Raw genomic sequence first — 25818 nt, 5'->3', positions numbered from 1 at the left:
TTTTATTTTGCCGTCCTATTCTAATTCTTCGGGAAGTGGAGGTTCATTCTGTATTTGAGATTCATTTTCTTTAATACTTTTGTTGACTTCTTGTAATTCATCTATTTCCTTGTCTTCCATATCCAAAAGGGTACTCATTTTTTTCTTATCCTTAATCATGGCCCAGGTCATAATAAGACTTGTGCCTATAATCACAAAAAGTAAAATCCCCGGTTCAAAAGTGGCTACTTGTGCTTCAGCGGGAATTGCATAAAACAGTAGTATTGTAATAAGTCCTCTTGGAGCAATAAATAGTTGTGGAAGAATATCGCTACCGATAAAAGTTCGTAAGATTACAAATCTAATTGCATAAATAGAAAGAATTATAAGCACACTAACCATGGCTACCTGAACGTTAAACAAGGATGCAATAGCGATGGTCAACCCAAAAATTACGAAAAAGAAAGTGCGCACTACAAATGCCGTTTCTAGTGTAACAATATGAAGTTCATGATAAATGCGATGTGCTTTTTCATATTCAAGAAAGTGCGATAGTTTTCCTCCAAAGAACAACTTCATATTGGCAATTACTAAACCGAATATTAAAATGATAAGCAGAGAGGAGAGATGCAGTTGTTTCCCGAGTGCGTATAAAAGAAGTAAGACAGCAATTAGCAGGAATAGTTTGGCCTGACTTTTAATCTGTTGGAAAATAAGAATAATTGCATAACTCGCAATAAGTGAGATAACAATGGTAAGAAGAATATTAAGAGCAAAACCTCCGGCACCTGAATCTTCCGCAGGATTTAACCCGCTGACGAGGAAATAGAACATCATAATTCCCATTATGTCAGAAAACGTACTTTCATATATATGGAATTCCTTTTTCTTTTCGGCAAGAGCACTAACACTTGGAATAATTATAGCGCTGGAAAGAATGGATAAAGGTGTCGCATACAACCATGAAGCCTGCATAGACATATCCGGGATAAATTGATGTAGAATTAGGGCGGCTACCCATGCAGAACCTATTAGCCCTGTCAGGGCTATGGCCATAGATTTTAAAATAGGAACGAGTTTTTCCTTTTTTAATTCAAGTTCAAGTGCAGCTTCAAGGACTATCATTATAAGACCAATTATACCCAGAACTTCTAATGCAGGAAAGAAATCAACTTCTTCAGACGTAAAGGTTTTAAGTACAAACTGCAAAATAAACCCAAGAAGTATAAGCATTAAGACAGACGGAATGTTTGTTCTTTTTGATATACCATTAAATAGAAAAGAAAGAATAAGTATTACTGATGCTTCAATAATAAGGTTGTATGAGTTAAAGATGTCCATTTAAATGTTGATTAATGCGATTAGTTTTATTTCGTGTATAATAAAGTTACTACTATAATTGTAACGTTGGTGGTATTGCTTTAAGTATGTAATATAAATGGAATAAGCTTCTGTTTTAAAATCAAAAAAAATTGTATATTTGCGGCACTGAAAGGATATAATTGTATTCATGAGGGGACAAATTGTCCCCTCTTTTGTTACTTATGGTTATGTTAAAAGCACAAGTAGAAGAGCTTTTGGGAAAAGCACTGAAGGAGAATGAAACCTTGTTTTTAATTGATTTTTCAATTACTCCCGATAATACTATTAAGATAGTTCTTGATGGGGATGATGGCATAAATTTGAAGGATTGTATGGCCGTAAGCAGGGCTATTGAACATAATTTGGATAGGGAAGAGCATGATTTTTCATTAGAAGTTACCTCATCTGGTGCCGCGGAACCCATTGTAATGGCACGTCAGTATCCTAAAAATATTGGCAGAAAGTTAGTTGTAAAAACAGCAGCCGAAAATTTCGAAGGCGACCTTACCGAAGCAACAGAGGACACCATAACCTTGGAGTGGAAGGCTCGAGAACCTAAACCGGTGGGAAAAGGAAAAATAACCGTTCAGAAAAGAAAAAAAATTGCCATTTCTGAAATTGAAGAGGCAAAAGTTAAATTAATATTTTAATTACAGCGCAAAATGGAAAATATTGCATTGATCGAATCTTTCTCGGAATTTAAGGATGATAAGTTTATAGACCGGGTAACCCTAATGGCGATATTGGAAGACGTTTTTAGGAATGCTTTAAAGAAGAAATTTGGCTCCGACGATAATTTTGATATCATTATTAATCCTGATAAAGGAGATTTGGAAATATGGAGGAATAGGATTGTTGTGGTAGATGGAGAAGTAGAAGAACCTAATGAAGAAATATCTCTTTCAGAAGCCCGTAAGATAGAACCCGATTTTGAAGTTGGTGAAGATGTTTCTGAGGAAGTAAAGCTTATAAACCTTGGAAGAAGGGCAATTTTAGCCTTGCGCCAAAACCTGATATCTAAAATTCACGAACACGACAATACTACCATTTATAAACAATTTAAAGACCTTGAGGGTGAGATTTATACAGCTGAAGTTCATCACATAAGACATAAGGCAATTATCTTGTTGGATGATGAAGGAAATGAAATAATTCTTCCTAAGGATAAACAAATACCTTCGGACTTTTTTAGAAAAGGAGATAACGTTCGCGGAATTATAGAAAGCGTAGAACTTAAGGGTAACAAACCAATGATCATAATGTCAAGAACTTCGCCAATCTTCCTTGAGCAATTGTTCTTCCAGGAGATTCCAGAAGTATTTGATGGGCTAATTACCATAAAAAAGGCTGTTAGGATTCCAGGTGAAAAAGCTAAAGTAGCAGTAGATTCATATGATGACAGGATAGATCCCGTAGGAGCATGTGTGGGAATGAAAGGCAGCCGTATTCATGGAATAGTACGCGAACTTGGAAATGAAAATATAGATGTGATTAACTGGACAAATAATCCTCAGTTAATGGTAACCCGCGCACTTAGTCCAGCACGTGTTTCCACCGTCACCTTAAACGATGAAAAAAAGACCGCACAAGTTTATCTAAGGCCTGAGGAAGTTTCAAAGGCCATTGGAAGAGGCGGTCATAATATACGACTGGCTGGTCAACTAACGGGTTATGAGATAGATGTGTTCCGTGAAGGTGTAGAGGAAGATGTGGAACTAACAGAATTCTCTGATGAAATTGAAGGCTGGATAATTGAAGAACTTAAAAAGATAGGTCTAGATACGGCCAGAAGTGTTCTGGAGCAGGATGTAGACGATTTGGTAAAACGTACCGATCTGGAGGAGGAAACTATTTCAGATGTTGTGCGTATCCTTAAAGAAGAATTTGAAGATTAAGCTATATATTAGCAACTTAAAAGTAGAGAGTAAACAGTATTTATGGCAGACAATGCAACAATAAGGCTTAATAAAGTCTTGAGAGAACTTAACATTTCTTTGGATAGAGCGGTTGAATACCTTGCATCTAAAGGACATAAGGTGGACGCAAGACCTACCACAAAGATTTCTGAAGACATACATCAGGTTCTTTTAGACGAATTCCAGACGGATATGAGCAAGAAAGTTGCATCCCAGGAAGTTGGTGAAGAAAAGCGCAAGGAAAAAGAAGCTATAAGACTGCAGTTGGAGCAGGAGCAGGAAGAAAAAAGACTTGAAAGAGAAAAAAGGGCTGCTTCAAGGGAGGTAGTGAAAGCAAGGGTTGAACTTTCCGGACCGAAGCAAGTAGGTAAAATTGATCTTACACCAAAGAAGAAAGTTAAACCCGAGCCTAAAAAGACTGAAGATAAACCGGCTCCAAAGGAAGAGGTAATTGCTGAAGTAAAGGATGAGGTAGTAGCCGAAGAAGTAAAAGAAGAATTAAAACCTGAAACGGTTCCGGAGATAACGCAGGCAGACGAGAAAGCCCCTGAGGAGGAAAAACCAGAGGAACCCAGTTCTATTGCTACAAAGTATAAAAAGCTTTCCGGACCAAAGATTATGGGAGATAAAATTGATCTCTCTAAGTTTAATAAGCCAAAGAAAAAGAAAGAACCCGCAAAGGAACCTTCCAAAGTAGAGAAACCCAAAAGACGGAAGCGGATTGTTAGTAATAAAAGTGCACCAGGTGGTGGTGCCAGAGCGAGAACCACTGCTAAAAAAGGACAACGTTTTACGTCTACTCCAAAGGCTGAGCCGACAGAAGAAGAAGTACAAAAACAGGTACGTGAAACTCTTGAAAAACTTCAGGGTAAATCCAAAAAAGGAAAAGGAGCAAAATATAGAAGGGATAAGAGAGACCAGCACAAACAGCAGACGGAGAAAGATCTGGAACAACAGGAGCTGGAAAGTAAAATACTTAAGGTCACTGAGTTTGTAACCGTTGGAGAAGTTGCTACCATGATGGATGTTGCCTCTACAGAGATAATTTCTGCCTGTATGTCTCTTGGGATTATGGTTACCATGAATCAAAGATTGGATGCTGAAACACTCTCCATTGTTGCCGAAGAATTTGGGTATGAAGTAGAATTTATTACCGCAGATCTGGAAGAAACTATTGAAGAAGAAGTGGATGCGCCGGAAGATTTAAAGCCCAGGGCCCCTATTGTTACTGTAATGGGTCACGTAGATCACGGTAAAACATCATTATTAGATTACATCCGGGAGGAAAATGTAATTGCCGGGGAGAGTGGAGGAATTACACAGCATATTGGTGCCTACAGTGTTGCTTTATCCGGAGGTCAGAGAATTTCCTTTTTAGATACTCCGGGCCACGAAGCATTTACCGCTATGCGTGCCCGTGGAGCCCAGGTAACAGATATTGCCATAATCGTGATTGCTGCGGATGATGACATTATGCCCCAGACCAAGGAAGCAATCAGTCACGCACAGGCCGCAGGTGTTCCTATAGTTTTTGCGATTAACAAAATAGACAGGCCTACTGCGAATCCTGAAAAGATTAAAGAAGGTTTGGCTGCTATGAATTTACTTGTAGAGGATTGGGGCGGAAAAATTCAATCTCATGATATCTCGGCAAAAACTGGCGATGGTGTAAAAGAACTTTTAGAAAAAGTGCTTTTGGAAGCAGAACTTTTGGAATTAAAGGCTAATCCCGACAGATTAGCTACCGGTACTGTTGTAGAAGCATTTCTAGATAAAGGAAGGGGGTATGTCTCTACTATTTTGGTACAAGGAGGTACTTTGGAAATAGGTGATTACGTTTTGGCGGGAACATGTAGCGGCAAGATAAAGGCAATGCAGGACGAACGTGGTAAGATTGTTAAAAAAGCTGGTCCTTCTACACCAATTTCAATTTTGGGATTAGACGGCGCGCCTCAGGCCGGGGATAAATTCAATGTGCTTGAAGATGAAAAAGAAGCTAAGCAAATTGCCTCCAAAAGGAGTCAGTTGCAACGTGAACAATCCGTAAGGACACAGCGGCATATTACGCTCGATGAAATTGGCAGACGAATTGCGTTAGGTGAATTTAAAGAGTTGAATATTATTCTAAAAGGAGATGTTGATGGATCTGTTGAGGCATTGACGGATTCCTTCCAGAAATTGTCAACAGATGAAATACAAGTCAATATTATTCATAAAGGAGTAGGTGCAATTACAGAGTCTGATGTATTATTGGCTTCAGCATCTGATGCAATTGTTATTGGATTTAATGTGAGACCCATGGGTAATGCCAGAGATATTGCAGATAAAGAGGAGATTGATATAAGGATGTATTCTATTATTTATGATGCCATTAATGATCTTAAGGATGCAATGGAAGGCATGCTATCTCCGGTGATGAAGGAAGAGATTACAGGGACCGCTGAAATTAGAGAAACCTTTAAGATATCTAAAGTAGGCACTATAGCCGGTTGTATGGTAACCACTGGCAAAATCTTTAGAAACTCGAGTATTCGTCTTATTAGGGATGGTGTCGTAATATTTACGGGAGAGCTATCATCTTTAAAAAGGTTTAAAGATGATGTTAAAGAAGTGGCCAAGGGTTATGATTGTGGACTTCAGGTAAAGAACTACAATGACATAAAAGAAGGAGATATCGTGGAAGCCTTCCAGGAAGTAGCGGTAAAGAAAAAGCTTTAATCTGAAAATTAGAAAAATTTTAGATGTGAGGCGAAGGCAAATTCTTATTCCTTAGATAGACTTGGATGAATATATTAAAACAAAAAACGACCTATTTGGTCGTTTTTTCTGGTTTTAATAAAAGCGATTCAGGATATTTTATCCGAACCTCTTTAAATTTACGTTCCGCATCCAACTTAGATTTAAACTGACCAATCTGAACTCTGTAAGTAGGAGAATCAAAAATAATTTTCGCTTTTAAGTCAGGAAAATCAATGTCTACCTGCTGTTTAAGTTCTTCTGCTTTGGAATAAGAGCCAAACCCAACCTGAATTGTATAGAAATTAGATTTTGAATTACTAATCTTATATACTTCAAGAAGGCGGGTAATATTGGCGTCTTGTTCAATGCTAATTTTCCCACTTTGAGCCATTCCACAAGTAATGAATCCAAGAAGTACTACTGATAGAATTGCTGTTTTCATGATATAAACTTTATTAAGATCTAAGATAAAAAGCAAAAGTAATTTATTGAAGGTTAAACAAAAGATTTTATGCTTATTTAGAATTAATATAAATTATAAATTATAAAACCCTTAACATTTCTCAAATAAAGTCAAAGTCTTATTTTTGTCGTCAATTTGAGCGGCGATAAATTACCCTTTTGTCTTAAACTTATAGTAATTATCGTGCCAGAATTAAGATAGAAATATTTTAAATATGAAAAAGGTTTTGTACCGCCATCAGATTTCTAAACTTTTCACTTGCACTCTAGTAGTTTATCTACTCCTTTCCTATTCTATTTTTGCCCAGGAAGAAAACCAGGATCAAAACGCTGTGGCTGATACTGAAGTTACCACTGAGCCAAGTGATTCGGGCTCTGGAGATGTAGCAAAAGGGAAACAATTATTTAATCAGAATTGTGCGGCTTGTCATGCATTAAATCGAAAAATGACGGGACCGGCATTAGCCAATGTAGAATCGAGACTTGCAGAAGATGAAGGATTGGATAAGGAATGGTTGTATACATGGATTAAGAACAGCGCCGGGATGATTAGTTCTGGTGATGCCTATGCAAATAAAGTATACGCAGAATACAATCAGGCTGCAATGACAGCTTTTCCAACTTTGTCGAATGCAGATATTGATGATATTTTGGCTTATACGGCTGCGCCACCACCGGCACCGGTTGCAGCTGCTGCCGCAACGGCCACAAGCGAGGGAGGTAGTGATTCTTCCGGAATTACCAATGAAATTATTTTAGGAGCACTTGTACTGGTTTTTGCCTTGCTGGTGATGATGTTGTTCTTAGTCAACAATACTTTACAACGCATAGCCGAGGCTAACGGCGTAGTATTGGAAAAAGATAAAGCTGTTAAACGAATTCCATTATGGAAGGCATTTGCACATAACCAATTCCTGGTACTCGTATCTTCTATTTTCCTGTTATTGGCGAGTGCATACTTTGCTTATGGTTGGGTAATGCAAATTGGGATAGATCAAGGATATGCGCCTATTCAACCTATCCATTATTCACATAAGATTCATGCGGGAGATAACAAAATTGAATGTAAATATTGTCACTCCTCTGCAAGAGTATCAAAACATTCAGGTATTCCTTCCTTAAATGTTTGTATGAATTGTCATAAATCAATTTATGAATATAAAGGAAATCCGGAAGGTCCGAGTGCTGAAGATTTGGCTAATGGGTATACCAACGAATTTTACACCGGAGAGATTAAAAAGTTATATAAGGCAGTAGGTTGGGATGAGGAGAATCAACAATATACAGGGGATAGTCAGCCAGTTGAATGGGTAAGAATTCATAATCTTCCAGATTTGGCTTACTTTAATCACTCTCAACATGTTTCCGTTGCAGGTATTGAATGTCAAACCTGTCATGGTCCTGTTGAGGAAATGGAGATCATGTATCAGTTTTCTACATTGACAATGGGTTGGTGTATTAATTGCCATAGAGAAACAAATGTTAAGGTAGAGGATAACGCTTACTATACTAAAATACATGAAGAGTTATCCAAAAAATATGGCGTTGAAAATCTTACCGCTGCTCAAATGGGCGGTTTGGAATGTGGCAAGTGCCACTATTAGAAATAAATAAGCATCTAATTACAGATATATAGTATGGCATCAAAAAAGTATTGGAAAAGCGAAGCGGAGTTAAATCCCAACGATTCCATCGTGGAGGCGCTTAGACAAAACGAATTTCCGGAAGAAATACCAGTTGATGAATTTTTAGGAGATAAGGAGAATTTGTCTGCCAGTACAACAAATAGAAGAGATTTTCTTAAATATGTTGGGTTTAGTACTGCTGCTGCTTCTTTAGCAGCTTGTGAAGGTCCGGTTAGAAAGTCAATACCTTATGTAATAAAACCTGAGCAAATAATTCCAGGTGTAGCAAACTATTATGCTACTACCATTGCTGATGGCTTCGATTTTGCCAGTATTTTGATAAAAACAAGGGAAGGAAGACCTATAAAGGTTGAGAATAATAAAGATGCTAAAAGCAATGGTAATGCCAATGCAAGAATACAGGCATCTGTTCTTTCGTTATATGATAGCACCAGATTGCAAGGACCCTTATCAAATGGAGAACCGGCAGATTGGAGTGAAATAGATACAGTAGTAAAAAATAAATTAAACGGATTAAAAGATACAGGTAAGCAAGTAGTTTTGCTTACACAGACTTATGCAAGTCCATCTACCACCAAATTAATAAATGACTTTAAAGAAGTTTACGGTAACGTAAAGCATATAGTTTATGATGCAATAAGCGAGGATGCGGCTTTATCTGCTTTTGAAGCTAAATTTGGAGAAAGGGCATTGCCTACGTATGATTTTGAAAAAGCCGAAATCATCGTTTCTTTCGGTGCAGACTTCCTGGCCGATTGGCAAGGAGGGGGTTATGACAGTGGTTATTCCAAAGGGCGTATTCCCAAAAATGGCAAAATGTCCAGGCATATTCAGTTTGAATCCAATATGTCTCTTACCGGGGCAAATGCGGATAAACGAATTGCAATAAAACCATCGGAGCAGAAAAAGGCGCTGGCGAGTTTATTTGGTAAATTAAATAATAGTTCAATTAATGTTGATCTTAGCGATAATGTTAGCAGAGCTGTTGAAGATGTTGCCACCGAAATAAAGAAAGCCGGGAATAAGGCGGTTGTGGTAACAGGGTTGGATGATGTAAATGCCCAGGCGGTTACTTTGTCAATAAATGAGATGCTGGCCAGTAATGCTTTTAACCCAAGTGCAACAAGATATATCAGACAGGGAAATAACCAGGCTGTTAATAGGCTCATTCAGGATATGAATTCCGGAAATATTGGGGCTTTGATTATGGATGGTGTTAATCCTATGTATACATTGCCTAATGCTTCTGATTTTTCTGAAGGTGTTGCAAAAGTAGATTTAACGGTCACTTTCTCTACAAATTGGAATGAAACCACAGAAATTACAGAATTTACCGCAGCTACTAATCACTTTTTAGAATCCTGGGGGGACGCTGAATTGATAAAAGGACACTACAGCCTTATACAACCTACTATAAAACAACTTTTTGACACCAGGCAGTTTCAGCAGTCACTGCTTCAATGGATGGGTAGTGATTTAAATTATTACGACTACATCAAAGAGACATGGAGTTCCGTTATTCTGGGTGATGCTTCCTGGAATAAAGCACTTCATGATGGTGTTTTTGTATTGGAATCAAATACAGAAGGAGAAGATATTATTGCAATTGAAAACGCCACGGATCAGGAAATAGCGGATCAAGCTATGTCTGATAACGCTATGACATCAATTTCTTCTGCAGTAGGAGCATTGGCAAATTCTGTAGGAGAAGGGATGGAATTAATTCTTTATCCAAAAATTGGAATGGGTGACGGTCAGCAAGCTAATAATCCTTGGTTGCAGGAATTTCCAGACCCTATTACCCGGGTTTCCTGGGATAATTATGTTACTGTATCCAAGGCAGACGCTACAAGTTTGGGATTGATAAATGAAAATGTTGCAAATGGCGGACTCAACGGAAGTTATTCAAAACTTACCGTTAATGGTATCTCACTTGAAAATGTTCCTGTAATCATTCAACCAGGTCAGGCCGCAGGTACTGTGGGATTATCATTTGGTTATGGCAGGCAAGTTGGTATGAAAACTGAAATGCAGACTGGTGTTAATGCTTATAAATTGTATCAAGGGTTTAATACGATTCAGAATGTAACTCTGGAAAGGGCATCTGGCATGCATGAATTTGCTTGTATTCAGCTGCATAATACTTTAATGGGCAGAGGCGACATTATAAAGGAGACAACTTTAGAGATATTTAATACCAAAGATCATTCGGAATGGAATCATGTGCCGCATGTGTCATTGAATCATCAGGAAGTTCCTGCAACAACTGTAGATCTTTGGGATAGTTTTGACAGGTCCATAGGGCATCATTTTAATATGTCCATAGATTTAAATGCTTGTACGGGTTGTGGTGCATGTGTAATTGCCTGTCACGCAGAAAATAATGTACCTGTGGTAGGTAAAGAGGAAGTACGCAAGTCCAGGGATATGCATTGGTTGCGAATAGACAGATATTATTCCTCAGAAGACACCTTCGATCAGGACAATACCAAGAAAGATGAATTATCAGGTCCTTCAGGGACAAAGTCGGGCTTTGAAGAAATGGAGATTGCTGCAGTCAATCCACAAGTTGCATTTCAACCTGTAATGTGTCAGCATTGTAACCATGCACCTTGCGAGACCGTTTGTCCGGTAGCTGCAACAACACATAGTCGTCAGGGTCAGAATCATATGGCCTATAACCGATGTGTGGGAACAAGATATTGTGCGAATAACTGCCCGTATAAGGTACGGAGGTTTAACTGGTTTTTGTCGAATAACAATGATGAGTTTGATTATCATTTCAATAATGACCTTGGTAAAATGGTAATTAATCCTGATGTTACCGTTCGTTCAAGAGGGGTTATTGAGAAATGTTCACTTTGTATCCAAATGACACAAAAGACCATTTTAGATGCCAAACGTGAAGGAAGAGAAATAATAGATGGAGAGTTTCAAACAGCTTGCTCAAATGCTTGTAGCAATGGAGCAATAGTGTTTGGAGATTCGAATGACAAGGAAAGTCAGGTCACAGAATTGAAGAAAAATGACAGGATGTACCACTTGTTGGAAAGTGTGGGAACCAAACCAAATGTGTTTTATCATGTTAAAGTGAGAAACACAAATGAAGCATAATCAATAAAGAAAGAATACAACTATAATAAAACTATATGGCGTCGCATTACGAAGCACCAATACGTAAACCCTTAGTTCTTGGAGACAAAGGCTACCATGATGTATCGGTAGATATTGCAGCTCCGATTGAGGGACGGGCTAACAAATTGTGGTGGATTGTTTTTTCCATTGCATTGGCAGCACTCCTTTGGGGAATAGGTGCTATAATTTACACAATATCCACAGGGATAGGTACCTGGGGGCTCAATAAAACGGTAAACTGGGCCTGGGATATTACAAACTTTGTCTGGTGGGTTGGTATTGGACACGCTGGAACGCTTATTTCTGCGGTCCTTTTATTATTCCGTCAAAAATGGAGAATGGCAATCAACCGATCTGCGGAGGCCATGACCATATTTTCTGTAATCCAGGCAGCCCTTTTTCCTGTTATACATATGGGTAGGCCATGGTTGGCATATTGGGTAGTGCCCATTCCCAACCAATTTGGATCCTTATGGGTTAATTTTAATTCTCCCCTGCTATGGGACGTATTTGCCATATCTACTTATTTGTCGGTTTCACTTGTATTTTGGTGGACGGGATTACTTCCTGATTTTGGGATGCTCCGAGACAGGGCCGTAAAACCTTTTCAAAAGAAGATTTATAGCCTGGTAAGTTTTGGCTGGACGGGACGTGCAAAGGATTGGCAACGATTTGAAGAGGTTTCCCTGGTTCTCGCTGGTTTGGCAACCCCACTTGTTCTTTCTGTGCATACTATAGTATCTTTTGATTTTGCCACTTCGGTTATTCCGGGATGGCATACTACCATTTTCCCACCTTACTTTGTTGCCGGTGCTATTTTCTCGGGGTTTGCTATGGTACAGACTTTGCTAATTATAATGAGAAAGGTAAGTCATCTTGAAGATTATATAACAGTACAGCACATTGAATTGATGAACATCGTCATAATGATAACCGGTTCAATAGTGGGTTGTGCCTATATTACCGAACTTTTTATGGCCTGGTACTCTGGAGTGGAGTATGAGCAATATGCCTTTTTAAACCGGGCAACAGGTCCCTATTGGTGGGCTTATCTTTTAATGATGAGCTGTAACGTTGTTTCGCCTCAGATCATGTGGTTTAAGAAAATCAGGACCAGTATTGTCATCTCATTCATTATTTCCATTGTAGTAAATGTAGGTATGTGGTTCGAAAGGTTTGTGATCATTGTTACCTCATTGCATCGCGATTATTTGCCTTCTTCATGGACCATGTTCTCACCAACATTTGTCGATATTGGAATTTTCATTGGTACTATTGGATTCTTCTTTGTACTCTTTTTATTATATTCAAGAACCTTCCCTGTAATTGCACAGGCTGAGGTAAAATCAATATTAAAATCGTCTGGAGCCCGTTATAAGGCGCTGCGAGATGCCGGGAAACCATTATATACAATAAGGAAAAATGGAATCGTAAGAGAAACCATTGTTAACAATAATCAGGAGGCTGCAGTCTCTTCGGAATCAAATCAAGAAGAAAGTTTACTTAGTTCATTAGGTAGTTTTGATTCAGGAACTCAGGATCCCGACGATCTTAAAAAAGTAAAAGGGATAGGTCCTTTAATGGAAAAGACCCTGAATAAATTAGGAATTTTCAGCTTTTTACAAGTGAGTAAAATGGGCCAAAAAGAATACGATTTGCTTGATTCACTCACTGGTTCATTCCCGGGTAGAGCTCAAAGAGAAGACTGGGCGGGACAAGCAAGAATGTTTTTAAACAACGATAAATAATTATGGCAGCTACTGTTATCCACGCATACTATGATGATGATGATGTATTGATGCACGCCGTTAAAAGGGTTAAAGCTGAAAAACATCATATCGAGGAGGTATATTGTCCGTTTCCTGTGCATGGTTTGGACAAAGCAATGGGCTTAGCCCCAACCAGAATAGCAATTACATCCTTTATGTATGGCTGCTTGGGATTAATAGTTTCTGTTGTTATGATGAAATACATAATGATTGACGATTGGCCCATGGATATAGGGGGCAAACCCAGCTTTACCTATATAGAAAATATGCCTGCTTTTGTACCAATTATGTTTGAATTAACGGTCTTTTTTGCCGCACATTTAATGGTGATCACATTTTATTTGCGCAGTAGATTATGGCCATTTAAAAAAGCAGAGAACCCGGATGTGCGAACAACAGACGCCCATTTTATTATGGAAATAGAAGTACATAATAATGAGACCGAATTAAAAGATTTGTTGTTGGATACGGGAGCAGTAGAGTTGAACATTATTAAAAACAATCATTAGATAATGAAGCGTTTAATAAAAATAGTAATGATTCTGGTAGTAATTGGTTTTGTTTCTGCCTGTGCGGATAATAGTCGGCCAAATTATCAATATATGCCAAATATGTATGAACCTGTGGGTTATGAAACCTATCAACCTGTTGATTTTCTCCCTAATGGATCTGAGGCTATGACCCCTCCCGAAAATACTATTCACAGAGGATGGTTGCCTTATGAGTTTGCAAATGATCTGGAGGGCAAGGATATGGCAAGATTGCAAGCAAGTCCGTTGGATTCGTTACAAATGGAAGCTAATCTTGCAAAGGGCAAGGAACTTTATACCATATATTGTGGTATTTGCCATGGCAATCAGGGTAAAGGACAGGGAACTCTTGTAAAAAGAGAAAAAATACTTGGCGTACCCGGCTATGACGATGCCGCGAGGAATATTACTGTTGGAAGCACCTATCATACGATTTATTACGGGTTAAATTCCATGGGATCCTATGCGGGTCAACTAGATTTTGAAGAACGTTGGCAGGTATCGGAGTACGTAATGCAACTGAAACAAGACTTAACAAAATAATACATAGACATTTAATATGTACACGTTTTCAAACAGATTAAAAATAGCTTCTTTTATTCTCATGGCCGTAGGGGTATTGGGAATAGGCATTGGCTTTGTATCCGCACCTGGAACGGTAGAGGAAGCCAAAGCTATGGTAGCCGCACATGATGATGGTCCTGGAGATTCACATGGGGACGAGGCATCCCAAGCAATGACCTCTGATCATGGAGAGGCCGCTGATCACAATGGTGCTCATGATGAACACCTGTTGCATCAACTGCAAAACAGACCTTGGTCTGCCTTATACGTGGCAGCTTTCTTTTTCTTTATGATTGCCTTAGGGGTTCTCGCGTTTTATGGAATTCAAAGGGCATCACAAGCTGGGTGGTCACCTATGTTATTCAGGGTAATGGAGGGAATTACAGCTTACATTGTTCCAGGAGGGATAATAGTTTTTGTTATCCTTGTACTTTCTGTGCTGCATTTTAATCATTTGTTTACATGGATGGACGCTGATGTTGTAGCTCATGATAAATTACTACAAAATAAAGCAGGGTATCTTAACCCTACTTTCTTTCTAATAAGAGCTGCAATTTTCCTTGGAGGATGGATTGGTTATCGTGAAATTTCGCGAAGGCTCTCTATTGCACAGGACAAGGCTGACGATAATTCTAATTTTAAAAAGAATTTCAAATGGTCCGCAGCATTTCTGGTATTCTATTTAATAACAGAATCCATTATGTCGTGGGATTGGATTATGAGTGTTGATCCGCATTGGTTCAGTACCTTATTTGGATGGTATCTTTTTGCCAGTATGATAGTTTCAGGTATTACAGTAATTGCCATGGTAACTATCTATTTAAAATCTAAAGGGCATTTACCTGATGTAAATGACAGTCATATTCATGACCTGGCTAAATTTATGTTTGGCTTTAGCATTTTCTGGACCTACCTTTGGTTTAGTCAGTTTATGTTGATATGGTACGCAAATATTCCTGAAGAAGTCACTTATTTTGTAACGAGGATTGAAGACTATAATCTACCGTTTTTCGGTATGGTTGCTTTGAACTTTATATTTCCCGTGTTACTATTAATGAATAGTGATTATAAAAGAGTGAACTGGTTTGTGATTATGACAGGTATCGTTTTACTTGCAGGGCATTATTTAGATATATATAATACGATAATGCCGGCAACTGTTGGTGACCAGTGGTATATAGGGATACCTGAAATAGGTGCTATCCTCTTTTTCGCAGGAGCTTTTATTTTCTGGGTATTCCGAGCATTAACACATGCTCCCTTGCAACCTAGCCGCAATCCTTTTATAGAGGAAAGCAGGCATTTTCATTATTAGTAATTTTAAAGTATAATTTCAATACATACGATGACTACATTATTGATCTTAATTGTTTTAGTACTAGTGGCAATTGCAATTTGGCAAATGACCAAAATCTTTGAATTGTCCAAACTAAAGACAGTAGATTCACAAGTGGCGACCGATAAGGATAATAAGTATAATGGTTACTTGTTGTTTGCTTTTTTGATATTTATTTATGGGATTACCATATTCAGTTTTTATAAATACACTAAAGTCTTATTGCCTGAAGCAGCTTCAGCCCATGGAGCCGATTATGATTACCTATTGCTTGTTTCATTTATTATTATATTTTTTGTACAAACCCTTACCCAGGCTTTATTGCATTATTTTGGGTATAAATATCGTGGGGAAAAGGGAAAAAAGGCCTTATTCTTTGCAGATAATGACAGGTTGGAATTCATATGGACGATAATACCAGTGATCGTGTTAGCCGGATTAATTTTGTGGGGTTTATATACCTGGACCAACATAATGGATATCAATGACGAGGATGACCCTCTTATTGTAGAACTTTATGCACAACAATTCAATTGGACTGCAAGATATGGTGGGACAGACAATGTATTAGGAAGTGCAAATGTTAGAATGATAGATATTGATAAGGCAAATGTTTTAGGATTGGATGAATCTGACCCTAATGCCTCTGATGATGTTATCGTAAAAGAATTACATCTGCCGGTTGGTAGAAAAGTAAATTTTAAAATGCGTTCACAAGATGTATTACACTCAGCATATATGCCACATTTTAGAGCCCAGATGAATTGCGTACCCGGAATGACCACTGAGTTTTCTTTTACACCAACCATAACTACTACTGAGATGAGGATGAATCCGGATGTAGTAGCCAAGGTAAAAAGAACAAACAAAATTAGAGCAGAACGAGCAGCTAATGGAGAAGATAACTCCGATCCGTGGGAATTTGATTATATCCTGCTGTGTAATAAAATTTGTGGTAAATCGCACTATAATATGCAGATGAAAATTATAGTAGAAAGCGAAGAAGATTATAATACATGGATAGAAAGTCAGCAGACTTTTAGCCAGACTATGGCATCCATGCAATAAATAGAGCTATACAAAAGGAAAATTAATATAAAAAAAAATCGATTATGTCTGTTACTGCACATGCCCATATTGATGATCACGCGGATGATCATGTACATCATCATAAAGAGACATTTGTAACAAAGTATATATTTAGTCAGGATCATAAAATGATTTCAAAACAGTACCTTATTACTGGTTTGATTATGGGTATTATTGGTATTGCCATGTCTCTTTTATTCAGGATGCAATTAGCATGGCCTGGTGAATCATTTCCTATTTTCGAGGCATTATTAGGAGGTTGGGCACCCGGCGGAGTTTTGGATGCAGATATGTACCTTGCATTGGTTACCATTCACGGTACTATAATGGTGTTCTTTGTCCTAACAGCCGGCTTAAGTGGTACTTTTAGTAATCTTCTAATACCGTTGCAGATTGGTGCAAGGGATATGGCCTCCGGTTTCCTGAATATGTTATCGTATTGGATGTTCTTTGTGTCTAGTGTAATTATGCTTATCTCACTTTTTGTGGAAGCAGGACCTGCAGCTGCAGGGTGGACTATCTACCCTCCGCTTAGTGCACTGCCAATGGCGCAACCTGGATCGGGGATGGGAATGACACTATGGTTGGTTTCTATGGCAATCTTTATTGCCTCTTCCTTATTAGGATCATTAAACTACATAGTTACAGTAATCAATCTAAGAACCAAGGGGATGTCTATGACAAGACTTCCTTTAACCATTTGGGCGTTTTTCGTAACCGCAATAATTGGAGTAGTTTCTTTCCCTGTATTATTATCCGCAGCCTTACTTTTGATAATGGACAGAAGTTTTGGAACATCTTTCTTTTTATCTGATATTTTTATTCAGGGTGAAGTCTTGCATTATCAGGGCGGTTCCCCAGTATTGTTTGAGCACTTGTTTTGGTTTTTAGGACATCCTGAAGTGTATATTGTACTACTACCTGCTCTTGGAATTACTTCGGAAGTAATGTCTACTAATGCACGTAAACCAATATTTGGATATAGAGCAATGGTGGCATCAATTTTAGCAATTGCATTTTTATCTACAATTGTATGGGGCCATCATATGTTTGTTTCGGGGATGAACCCATTCCTTGGATCCGTATTTACCTTTACTACACTTTTAATAGCTATCCCATCTGCTGTTAAGGCATTTAATTATATAACCACTTTATGGAAGGGTAATTTACAATTGAATCCCGGTATGCTTTTCTCAATAGGATTGGTGTCAACGTTTATTTCCGGAGGATTGACGGGTATTATTCTTGGGGATAGCACATTGGATATCAATGTTCATGACACGTATTTTGTTGTAGCTCATTTTCACCTGGTAATGGGTATTTCAGCCTTGTATGGATTATTTGCCGGAGTCTATCACTGGTTCCCCAAAATGTTTAAAAGAATGATGAATAAGAATTTGGGATATGTACACTTTTGGATAACAGCGATCTGTGCATATGGGGTATTCTTTCCCATGCATTTTGTTGGAATGGCAGGCGTCCCAAGACGTTATTATGAAAATACAGCCTTTCCTATGTTCGATGAACTCACAGATGTAAATGTTCTTATTACTATTTTTGCACTGATAGCCGGTCTGGCTCAATTAGTCTTCTTATATAATTTCATCAGTAGTATTTTTTATGGGAAACCTACTGAACAGAATCCATGGAAATCTAATACGCTGGAATGGACTGCACCAATTGAGCACTTCCACGGAAACTGGGAAGGTAAGATTCCAGAGGTGCATCGTTGGGCATATGATTACAGCAAAACTCAGGAGAATGGAGAATATGTAATTCCGGGTCAGGATTTTGTCCCTCAAAACATACCTCTCCAACAGGATGAAGAGGAATTGAATCATTAAAAGTAAATTGTTAACTCATATTTATATAGCCCATCTTTTGATGGGCTTTTTTTATGCTGGTAATGGAGGATTATGTATAAGGCTTTTATAAAATAATTAGCTTGACTTATTTTTAGCGGGAATAATTATTAAATTCGTTATCGTGAAGAACATCATTATATTTTTTATAGCATTCTGTACATTAGCGGTAAGTGCCCAGAGAAAGCCTAAAATTAAGGGCAATAAATCCATAGTGGAGGTAAATGAAGATCTGCCCTTCTTTAATGCCATAGAAGTCAGGGATGATCTTGAAATATTCTTAAAAGAGACCACTATTCCGGGATATTCAATTTCAGCGGATGATAATTTGATAGATATTTTGAGGTTTGATGTGGTAGACAGCACACTTGTAATAAGGTCATTTTATAAGATTACGACCAAAAAGCAGCTGGAGATAACGGTAAATTTCAATGAACTTAAGAGCATAATATTACAGCAAGGCAAGATTATAACAAAAGATATGATAGATTCTGATATACTGAATATCAGTACTTATGGATCTTCTAAACTTGAGTTGAATGCCAGGGCATCTATTATGAATATTATTATGGAAGGTAATAGTGCTGGTGATTTTAATGTGCAATCTGATTCTTTAGATCTGATGTTAAGAGATAAAGTAAATCTCAATTTATACGGAATAACAGGTAAAAGTAACATTGAGATGTATAATAATGCCTCAGCAGTGGTCGAGGGAACTGCGGATACTTTGAATATTAAGTTGTTTGGAAGCAGTAACCTCAAGGCCGAAAAAATGGAAGCGGGAGTAATTAGTGCTGGTCTGGAAGAGACTACCAGAGCAAGATTATACGCTAATAAAAGTATAGAGCTTTCGTCAAGCGGGGCTGCAAAGACTTATTTGTGGGGCAACCCCAAGATAATTTTAAATGAATTTCTGAATACTTCAGAGTTATATAAGAGGGAAGAATAATATTTTAGGTAAGCTTTAATATAAAAAAACCCCATCGACATAGACGATGGGGTTTTTTAGTAACCTTAACTTGGTTAGGACTGTAAAGAAAAGTCTGCTTTAGGACCTGCCTCTACAATTTTGGTATTTACGTTAGCTGCAAACTTTTTAAAGTTTTCATTAAAAAGCCCTACAAGCTTTTTCTTAACTTCCTGATATTGCTCCTTATCTTCCCAGGTATTTTTTGGTATGAGAATTTCAGAAGGTACATTTGGGCAGCTAAGTGGAATTTGAAAACCAAACTCCTCATCTGTAGTAAATTCAACATTGTCAAAATCATTATGGTGAATTGCATCAATCATTGCACGGGTATACTTTAGGCTCATTCTTGAACCTACACCATGTGCTCCACCAGTCCATCCGGTATTGACCAACCAGGCAGTTGCTTTATGTTCTTTTATTTTTTCTGCCAGTAATTCTGCGTATTTATTTGGATGCCACATCATAAATGCTGCGCCGAAACAAGCACTGAATGTTGCCTGAGGTTCAGTTACACCCATTTCAGTACCGGCTACCTTAGCTGTATACCCCGAAATAAAGTGGTAACTGGCCTGTTCAGGTGTCAGTTTGCTCACTGGAGGCAATACACCGAAAGCATCACAGGTAAGGAAAATAATATTTTCCGGATGACCTGCAACACAAGGTATTTGTACATTATCTATATAATGAATTGGATAGGAGGCTCTGGTATTTTGTGTTATAGTAGTATCTGTATAATCTACTTCTCTGCTAAACTTATCATATACCACATTTTCCAGAACGGTACCAAATTTAATGGCGTTAAATATATCAGGCTCTTTTTCTGCTGAAAGGTTTATAGCTTTAGCATAACATCCTCCTTCAATATTAAAAGTACCCTGGTCTGTCCAGCAGTGCTCGTCGTCTCCAATTAATTTACGTTTAGGATCAGCACTTAAAGTGGTCTTTCCTGTTCCGGATAAACCAAACAATATAGTAACGTCATCTTTCTCACCAACATTTGCAGAACAGTGCATTGGTAATACATTTTCCAACGGCATTAAATAATTCATAACAGAGAAAATACCTTTCTTCATTTCGCCTGCATATTGTGTTCCAAGAATTACAATCTCTTTGCGTTCCAAATTAAGATCTACACTCGTTTTAGAAGTCATTTCTGAAGTATACCTGTTAGCCGGGAATCCACCTGCATTTAGGACAACATAATCCGGTTCTCCAAAATTTTCCAGTTCTTCAGCTGTTGGCATGATTAACATATTCTGCATAAACAGAGCATGGTAAGCTCTTGTACAGATAATCCTAACTTTAATTCTGTATTTAGGATCCCAACCTGCATATGCATCAACTACAAATAGATGATCGCAAATATTTAAGAAATCTAATGCGCGTTCATGATTTACCATAAAGGTATGTTCATCCAAACCAATATTGATAGGACCCCAGTCAATATTATTTTCGGAATCGGGGTGTCTTACGATTCTTTTATCTTTTGGACTTCGGCCAGTTTTTTCGGCAGAGTAGGTCATTAGTGCTCCTACGTCGGAAATAGCAGTTCCCTTTTCTAATCGCAATCCTAATTCATAGAGGACAGGAACACTACTGTTCCTGTACACCTGCTCCGTTTCTATCCCGTATTTTTGAAGATTAAAAGTTGTTTTCATTGTTTTTTTGTTTTTAAAGATTGTACTTTCCTAACCATTGATAATTTAGTGATAATTCATAAATTCTATGCAAAGAAGCTAATAAATTATTGTAAAAAAGATGATAAATATCATGTGGTTCCGCAGAATTGTCAAATTATAAAGAAGCAGGAACATTTTGTGATATTTATCGCTTTTCTTTTTTACTATCTTTGAAAACATGAACGATAATCTTGATCCTACCGGCTCCACATTTTCACAAGAGGAATTGGATATTGAACGGGCATTAAGGCCCATTACTTTTGATGATTTTACAGGTCAGGAGCAGGTATTAGAGAATCTTAAGGTGTTTGTGCAGGCAGCCAATCAGCGTAATGAAGCCCTGGATCATACTTTATTTCATGGCCCACCGGGATTAGGAAAAACTACATTGGCGCATATCCTGGCCAATGAATTGGGGGTTGGAATTAAAATTACTTCGGGACCAGTTTTGGATAAGCCCGGAGATCTTGCAGGACTTCTGACAAATCTGGATGAACGCGATGTTTTGTTTATTGATGAAATTCATAGACTAAGCCCAATAGTTGAAGAGTATTTGTATTCCGCTATGGAGGATTATAAAATTGATATCATGATTGAAACCGGCCCAAATGCCAGGTCGGTACAAATAAATTTGAACCCTTTTACATTAATAGGTGCTACCACACGCTCTGGTTTGTTAACTGCCCCGATGCGGGCAAGATTTGGAATAACAAGCAGACTTGAATATTACAGAACTGAATTACTATCCACTATTGTATTGAGGAGTGCAGAAATTCTAAAAGTTCCTATTGTGGATGATGCGGCCATTGAAATTGCGGGAAGAAGCAGGGGAACACCAAGAATAAGCAATGCTTTACTAAGAAGAATAAGGGATTTTGCTCAGATAAAAGGTGATGGTAATATCGATATGAATATATCCAGATATGGATTAAAAGCCCTTAATGTAGATACCTACGGATTGGATGAAATGGATAATAAAATATTGACTACGATTATTGATAAATTCAAGGGAGGCCCGGTAGGCATTACAACATTGGCTACAGCGGTATCAGAAAGTGCAGAAACAATTGAAGAGGTCTACGAGCCTTTTTTAATCCAACAGGGATTTATCATGCGTACACCTAGGGGGAGAGAAGTAACAGAACTGGCCTATACCCATTTAGGTCGAATAAAAGGAGGTTCACAACCCGGTTTGTTTTAGTTTATCAATAGTAAGTCAGGCTGAGCGCAGTCGAAGCCTTAAATAATACAAGATTCCAATAAGTCAGGCTGAGCGCAGTCGAAGCCCAACCAAAAAAAATAATGTATAGTTATTACGTTTATATATTAAAATGTTCAGATCAATCCTATTACACAGGAATAACCAATGACCTTGAAAAAAGATTTGAACAACATCAATCGGGATATAAAAAAGATAGCTATACTTAAAATAGAAGACCTCTGAAACTTGAATTTTATCAGGAATTTGTTGATGTATTGCAAGCTATATACATAGAAAAACAAATTAAAGGATGGACAAGAAGAAAAAAAGAAGCTTTGATTCGTGGTGATGACAAAATGCTTCAAATTCTGTCGGAGTGTAGGAATGCAACACATTATAAATACTATGACCGTTACGAATAAGGGCTTCGACTGCGCTCAGCCTGACAGATAGTTTATCAATGAAAGACCTCTCAACGATCTCTCAATTCCAGGTATTTAAAAACAGAAAGGCAATTCTTAAAAACCCTTTGCCTTTCCACAGGGCTAATTTTGAAAAATATGGCGATATCTTTAGGGTCAGAGTTGGCTTTAGGAAGGCCGTAATTTTCACTCGAGATGCTACTATAATTAAACATATACTTCAGAAACAGCACAGGAAGTATCAGAAATCAGAACTCCAAACGGTAGATCTCGCAAAATATATCGGGCATGGAATCCTGACTTCCAATGGAGAGCACTGGCGCGTTCACCGGCGGATGGTACAACCTGCATTTCACAAAAAGAAGCTTCAGGGTTTATTGGGTATCATGAAGCAGGCCATTGATTCTGAAATAAAGAGAATAGAACCCGGCACCACCTTAGATGTATTTCCCTTAATGGGCGATTTGGCATTCCAGGTCGTAGCACAAGCTCTTTTTAGTCGGTCGGACATTCAAAAAGACATGGAGCGCCTACAGGATTTTACGGAGCTCAACCAAAAGATGTTAATCAGAGAAATGAGGCAACCTTACCTAAAATGGTATTTTAATATAAGTGGTGAAATAAAAAAGCATCTGAACTTCGCCGAAGAGGGCAGAAATATTTTAAACAATATTATAGAAGAACGACTGGATTCCGGGGAAGAGAAGGATGATTTGCTGGATATGCTTTTGAATGCTACTTATGAAGACGGTACACATATGCCCAGGCGCCAGTTAATAGATGAAGTCCTTATTCTGTTTACCGCTGGTCATGAGACCACTGCCAATGCGCTAAGTTTTACGCTTTTTTTGTTGGCAAAACACTCAACTATCCAGAATAAAGTTTTGCAAGAGGTTGAAAATTTAGACTTAGAGACTGATGATCTGATGCAGTGCCTGTCTAAATTAACCTACACAAAACAATGTATAGAGGAGGCCTTAAGGCTTTATCCGCCGGCTTATGTCATTGATAGAATGGCTATTTCAGATGATATTGTTAAGGGGCAAAGCTTCCCCAAAGGCTCCCTGGTTTTAATGTCTATATACGAATTACACAGATCATCTGATTTTTGGGAATCCCCTGAAAAATTTAACCCGGGCCGATTTGATAGTGCGTTGAAAAGGGACTATTCCAATTACTACTATCCTTTTGGGGCCGGACCGAGAATGTGCGTTGGGAACAATTTTGCCATGTATGAGATGATCATCGCCATAGCTCAGATAATTAAAAAATTTCGAATAAGCACCAATCTTAAAACAGTTGAGGTTAACCCATTGATCTCATTAAAACCTAAAAATGTTCCTCTCTTATTTGAACAACGATAATTTATCTCATCTTCCTTATTGAACAAATTAGATAAAGAATTGATCATGAGGCATACATAAAAAAGGGGAGGGTCCGGCAAATTCAGTTAGTGAAGTAGCAACAAAGATAAACCCGGATACAGCCAATTAAATTCCAATAGGATAAATCGTGTTTTTGCTTGAGGGTATTAATAAAACCTATTTCCATAAAGTTTAGGAATTCTTGTTCAATACAAAAAATAAGAATTCACATATAATCAAAACCGAAGCCAAACGCCTCGGTTTTTTATCTTGTTGTAAACTTAGAAGGAGTTTTTAGAAGAATGATACTCTTCGACCTAAGGGCAAGATTAAAATTTTAACCTCTTTTTTTGTAATGGGCGATGTTAAAAATTTTGCTAATTATTTGATATTTTGTAAATTAAAGAGCATTTCCCCCTTTTACGTCTTTCTAGACATCATTGCCTCAAGCTCGTATCTGAGCCCTTCACATAGCAATGTATTAGATGTCAATTTCTCGTTTATAGTTAAACAATTATTAAAAAATTATGGAAGTAAATGAAGTTAAATCATCACAAGTGAATGAAGAAAAGTTGAATGAACTTTTGGGAAAAATGGTTACCGAAATGGGTGCGGCCGCAATAGGGCCGCTTATCATATTGGGAGACCGATTAGGGTTGTACAAAGCCCTTGAGGAATATGGACCGGTAGGCTCCAGACAATTGGCCGACGCCACGGGTACCTCTGAAAGATATTTGCGGGAATGGTTGGCCGCACACGCTGCATCAGGTTATATTGAGTATCACCCGGAACAAGATCAATTTTCAATGACCAGGGAACAGGCCATGGTTTTTAGCAATGGGGAGAGTCCGTATCTTATGACCGGGGCGTTCTATGCCATTTCCTCAATGTACCATGATGAGGAGATAATGGAGAAGGCATTTAAATCTGGAGATGGCGTTTCCTGGGGAGATCATCATAGCTGCCTCTTCTGTGGTACTGAGAAGTTCTTCCGACCCTCATACCGCACGAATATAGTTCCAAATTGGCTTCCGCTCTTGGATGGGGTAGTGGATAAATTAAAGAAAGGAGGTAAAGTAGCTGATGTAGGATGTGGTCATGGGGCATCAACTATAATCATGGCCGAAGCTTTCCCCAATTCAGAATTTATAGGCTTCGATTTTCATGAAAACTCGGTGAGACATGCCGCTGAAGGTGCAAAAAAAGCAGGACTTAAAAATGTATCCTTTAAGGTGGCCAATGCCAAAAATTTCCCTGGGGCCGATTATGATCTAATTGCTTTTTTTGATTGCCTGCATGATATGGGTGATCCGGTAGGGGCTTGTCAACATGTGGTTAAAGCCTTAAAAGCAGACGGCACTTGTTTAATAGTTGAGCCCTTTGCTCATGATACTTTGGAGGAAAATTTAAATCCGGTTGGCAGGGCTTTTTATTCATTTTCTACAATGTTATGTACCCCAAGTTCGTTGAGTCAGGAAGTAGGTCTTGCCCTTGGTGCGCAGGCGGGTGAAAAACGATTAAAAGAAGTGGTCATGCGGGGAGGCTTTACTAAATTTAGAAGAGCAACCGAAACTCCATTTAATCTAATTCTTGAGGCGCGGCCTTAGTTAAGGGATTAGACTCTTAACTTATTGGATTAAGTATTTGAATAGGTCCTTTTATAAACCGAAGTATTGCGCTTCGGTTTTTTTAGATATAAGGTCATGAAGGTGAAATTAATGGATTAGGTGTTTCAAAAAAACCCAGAAAATCTTTTCTTAAAGATAATTGTAAATTAGCCCTATTCGATGACA

General features: G+C 38.1%; 18 protein-coding genes and 1 pseudogene. 16 read left to right on the top strand and 3 right to left on the bottom strand.

Features of this window, described 5'->3' with window-relative positions:
* Positions 1 to 15: 15 nt before the first annotated feature.
* The gene (locus tag Q0X66_RS02505) at positions 16 to 1320 is read right to left on the bottom strand and encodes a cation:proton antiporter (protein ID WP_297702908.1); all 1305 of its coding nucleotides are present in this window, start codon (positions 1318 to 1320) and stop codon (positions 16 to 18) included.
* Positions 1321 to 1529: 209 nt separating this feature from the next.
* On the opposite strand from Q0X66_RS02505, the gene rimP reads away from it, so the two are divergent.
* Genes rimP through infB form a run of 3 tightly spaced genes read left to right on the top strand, consistent with a single transcriptional unit; the run spans position 1530 to position 5975 of the window.
* Positions 1530 to 1991: a ribosome assembly cofactor RimP gene (gene rimP / locus Q0X66_RS02500; RefSeq protein ID WP_297702907.1), complete on the top strand. Its 462-nt coding sequence runs from the start codon at positions 1530 to 1532 to the stop codon at positions 1989 to 1991.
* 12 nt (positions 1992 to 2003) lie between these two features.
* Positions 2004 to 3236 (top strand): transcription termination factor NusA, encoded by a 1233-nt coding sequence (gene nusA / locus Q0X66_RS02495; protein ID WP_297702906.1) that lies wholly within the window; start codon positions 2004 to 2006, stop codon positions 3234 to 3236.
* Positions 3237 to 3278: 42 nt separating this feature from the next.
* The gene (gene infB, locus Q0X66_RS02490; protein WP_297702905.1) at positions 3279 to 5975 is read left to right on the top strand and encodes a translation initiation factor IF-2; all 2697 of its coding nucleotides are present in this window, start codon (positions 3279 to 3281) and stop codon (positions 5973 to 5975) included.
* Between the two features lie 91 nt (positions 5976 to 6066).
* On the opposite strand, the gene Q0X66_RS02485 is transcribed toward infB, so the two are convergent.
* Positions 6067 to 6438 carry an SPOR domain-containing protein gene (locus Q0X66_RS02485; protein WP_297702904.1) on the bottom strand — a complete coding sequence of 124 codons (372 nt, stop codon included), beginning with the start codon at positions 6436 to 6438 and terminating at the stop codon, positions 6067 to 6069.
* A 235-nt stretch (positions 6439 to 6673) separates the two neighbouring features.
* Here Q0X66_RS02485 and Q0X66_RS02480 point away from each other — a divergent pair, with 235 nt between their 5' ends.
* The 9 genes from Q0X66_RS02480 (at position 6674) to Q0X66_RS02440 (ending at position 19338) form a co-directional block, all read left to right on the top strand.
* Positions 6674 to 8062 carry a cytochrome c3 family protein gene (locus Q0X66_RS02480; protein ID WP_297702903.1) on the top strand — a complete coding sequence of 463 codons (1389 nt, stop codon included), beginning with the start codon at positions 6674 to 6676 and terminating at the stop codon, positions 8060 to 8062.
* 33 nt (positions 8063 to 8095) lie between these two features.
* Complete coding sequence (locus Q0X66_RS02475) at positions 8096 to 11218, top strand: TAT-variant-translocated molybdopterin oxidoreductase (RefSeq protein ID WP_297702902.1); 3123 nt, start codon at positions 8096 to 8098, stop codon at positions 11216 to 11218.
* Between the two features lie 35 nt (positions 11219 to 11253).
* Positions 11254 to 12987 (top strand): NrfD/PsrC family molybdoenzyme membrane anchor subunit, encoded by a 1734-nt coding sequence (nrfD, locus tag Q0X66_RS02470; protein ID WP_297702901.1) that lies wholly within the window; start codon positions 11254 to 11256, stop codon positions 12985 to 12987.
* A gap of 2 nt (positions 12988 to 12989) precedes the next feature.
* On the top strand, positions 12990 to 13517 hold the full coding sequence (locus tag Q0X66_RS02465; protein WP_297702900.1) for a DUF3341 domain-containing protein: 528 nt from the start codon (positions 12990 to 12992) through the stop codon (positions 13515 to 13517).
* A gap of 3 nt (positions 13518 to 13520) precedes the next feature.
* Positions 13521 to 14081 (top strand): cytochrome c, encoded by a 561-nt coding sequence (locus Q0X66_RS02460; RefSeq protein WP_297702899.1) that lies wholly within the window; start codon positions 13521 to 13523, stop codon positions 14079 to 14081.
* Positions 14082 to 14097: 16 nt separating this feature from the next.
* The gene (locus tag Q0X66_RS02455) at positions 14098 to 15417 is read left to right on the top strand and encodes a quinol:cytochrome C oxidoreductase (protein ID WP_297702898.1); all 1320 of its coding nucleotides are present in this window, start codon (positions 14098 to 14100) and stop codon (positions 15415 to 15417) included.
* A gap of 30 nt (positions 15418 to 15447) precedes the next feature.
* Positions 15448 to 16506 (top strand): cytochrome c oxidase subunit II, encoded by a 1059-nt coding sequence (locus tag Q0X66_RS02450; RefSeq protein WP_297702897.1) that lies wholly within the window; start codon positions 15448 to 15450, stop codon positions 16504 to 16506.
* Between the two features lie 44 nt (positions 16507 to 16550).
* Positions 16551 to 18371, top strand: coding sequence for a cbb3-type cytochrome c oxidase subunit I (locus Q0X66_RS02445; protein ID WP_297702896.1), 1821 nt, complete (start codon positions 16551 to 16553; stop codon positions 18369 to 18371).
* Between the two features lie 142 nt (positions 18372 to 18513).
* Entirely contained in the window at positions 18514 to 19338 is an 825-nt protein-coding gene (locus tag Q0X66_RS02440) for a DUF2807 domain-containing protein (protein WP_297702895.1), read from the top strand.
* Positions 19339 to 19412: 74 nt separating this feature from the next.
* Here Q0X66_RS02440 and pckA read toward each other — a convergent pair whose 3' ends face one another.
* Positions 19413 to 21017 (bottom strand): phosphoenolpyruvate carboxykinase (ATP), encoded by a 1605-nt coding sequence (gene pckA / locus Q0X66_RS02435; RefSeq protein ID WP_297702894.1) that lies wholly within the window; start codon positions 21015 to 21017, stop codon positions 19413 to 19415.
* A gap of 199 nt (positions 21018 to 21216) precedes the next feature.
* Between pckA and ruvB the strand changes: the two genes are divergently transcribed.
* The 4 genes and pseudogenes from ruvB (at position 21217) to Q0X66_RS02415 (ending at position 25632) form a co-directional block, all read left to right on the top strand.
* On the top strand, positions 21217 to 22239 hold the full coding sequence (gene ruvB / locus Q0X66_RS02430) for a Holliday junction branch migration DNA helicase RuvB (protein ID WP_297702893.1): 1023 nt from the start codon (positions 21217 to 21219) through the stop codon (positions 22237 to 22239).
* 101 nt (positions 22240 to 22340) lie between these two features.
* Positions 22341 to 22661 (top strand): annotated as a pseudogene (locus Q0X66_RS02425) (GIY-YIG nuclease family protein).
* Positions 22662 to 22699: 38 nt separating this feature from the next.
* On the top strand, positions 22700 to 24025 hold the full coding sequence (locus Q0X66_RS02420) for a cytochrome P450 (RefSeq protein WP_297702892.1): 1326 nt from the start codon (positions 22700 to 22702) through the stop codon (positions 24023 to 24025).
* Between the two features lie 527 nt (positions 24026 to 24552).
* On the top strand, positions 24553 to 25632 hold the full coding sequence (locus tag Q0X66_RS02415; protein WP_297702891.1) for a class I SAM-dependent methyltransferase: 1080 nt from the start codon (positions 24553 to 24555) through the stop codon (positions 25630 to 25632).
* The last annotated feature ends 186 nt before the right edge of the window (positions 25633 to 25818 follow it).

This window comes from uncultured Eudoraea sp., assembly GCF_947260015.1.
Lineage (GTDB): Bacteria > Bacteroidota > Bacteroidia > Flavobacteriales > Flavobacteriaceae > Eudoraea.
Note: the sequence above shows the minus strand (reverse complement) of the source record. Positions and strands in the feature narration are given on the sequence as shown.

Bases quoted from the DNA above. Each gene is read 5' to 3' on its own strand.
- Q0X66_RS02505 (WP_297702908.1), bottom strand. From the start codon at position 1,320: ATGGACATCTTTAACTCATACAACCTTATTATTGAAGCATCAGTAATA.
- rimP (WP_297702907.1), top strand. From the start codon at position 1,530: ATGTTAAAAGCACAAGTAGAAGAGCTTTTGGGAAAAGCACTGAAGGAG.
- nusA (WP_297702906.1), top strand. From the start codon at position 2,004: ATGGAAAATATTGCATTGATCGAATCTTTCTCGGAATTTAAGGATGAT.
- infB (WP_297702905.1), top strand. From the start codon at position 3,279: ATGGCAGACAATGCAACAATAAGGCTTAATAAAGTCTTGAGAGAACTT.
- Q0X66_RS02485 (WP_297702904.1), bottom strand. From the start codon at position 6,438: ATGAAAACAGCAATTCTATCAGTAGTACTTCTTGGATTCATTACTTGT.
- Q0X66_RS02480 (WP_297702903.1), top strand. From the start codon at position 6,674: ATGAAAAAGGTTTTGTACCGCCATCAGATTTCTAAACTTTTCACTTGC.
- Q0X66_RS02475 (WP_297702902.1), top strand. From the start codon at position 8,096: ATGGCATCAAAAAAGTATTGGAAAAGCGAAGCGGAGTTAAATCCCAAC.
- nrfD (WP_297702901.1), top strand. From the start codon at position 11,254: ATGGCGTCGCATTACGAAGCACCAATACGTAAACCCTTAGTTCTTGGA.
- Q0X66_RS02465 (WP_297702900.1), top strand. From the start codon at position 12,990: ATGGCAGCTACTGTTATCCACGCATACTATGATGATGATGATGTATTG.
- Q0X66_RS02460 (WP_297702899.1), top strand. From the start codon at position 13,521: ATGAAGCGTTTAATAAAAATAGTAATGATTCTGGTAGTAATTGGTTTT.
- Q0X66_RS02455 (WP_297702898.1), top strand. From the start codon at position 14,098: ATGTACACGTTTTCAAACAGATTAAAAATAGCTTCTTTTATTCTCATG.
- Q0X66_RS02450 (WP_297702897.1), top strand. From the start codon at position 15,448: ATGACTACATTATTGATCTTAATTGTTTTAGTACTAGTGGCAATTGCA.
- Q0X66_RS02445 (WP_297702896.1), top strand. From the start codon at position 16,551: ATGTCTGTTACTGCACATGCCCATATTGATGATCACGCGGATGATCAT.
- pckA (WP_297702894.1), bottom strand. From the start codon at position 21,017: ATGAAAACAACTTTTAATCTTCAAAAATACGGGATAGAAACGGAGCAG.
- ruvB (WP_297702893.1), top strand. From the start codon at position 21,217: ATGAACGATAATCTTGATCCTACCGGCTCCACATTTTCACAAGAGGAA.
- Q0X66_RS02420 (WP_297702892.1), top strand. From the start codon at position 22,700: ATGAAAGACCTCTCAACGATCTCTCAATTCCAGGTATTTAAAAACAGA.
- Q0X66_RS02415 (WP_297702891.1), top strand. From the start codon at position 24,553: ATGGAAGTAAATGAAGTTAAATCATCACAAGTGAATGAAGAAAAGTTG.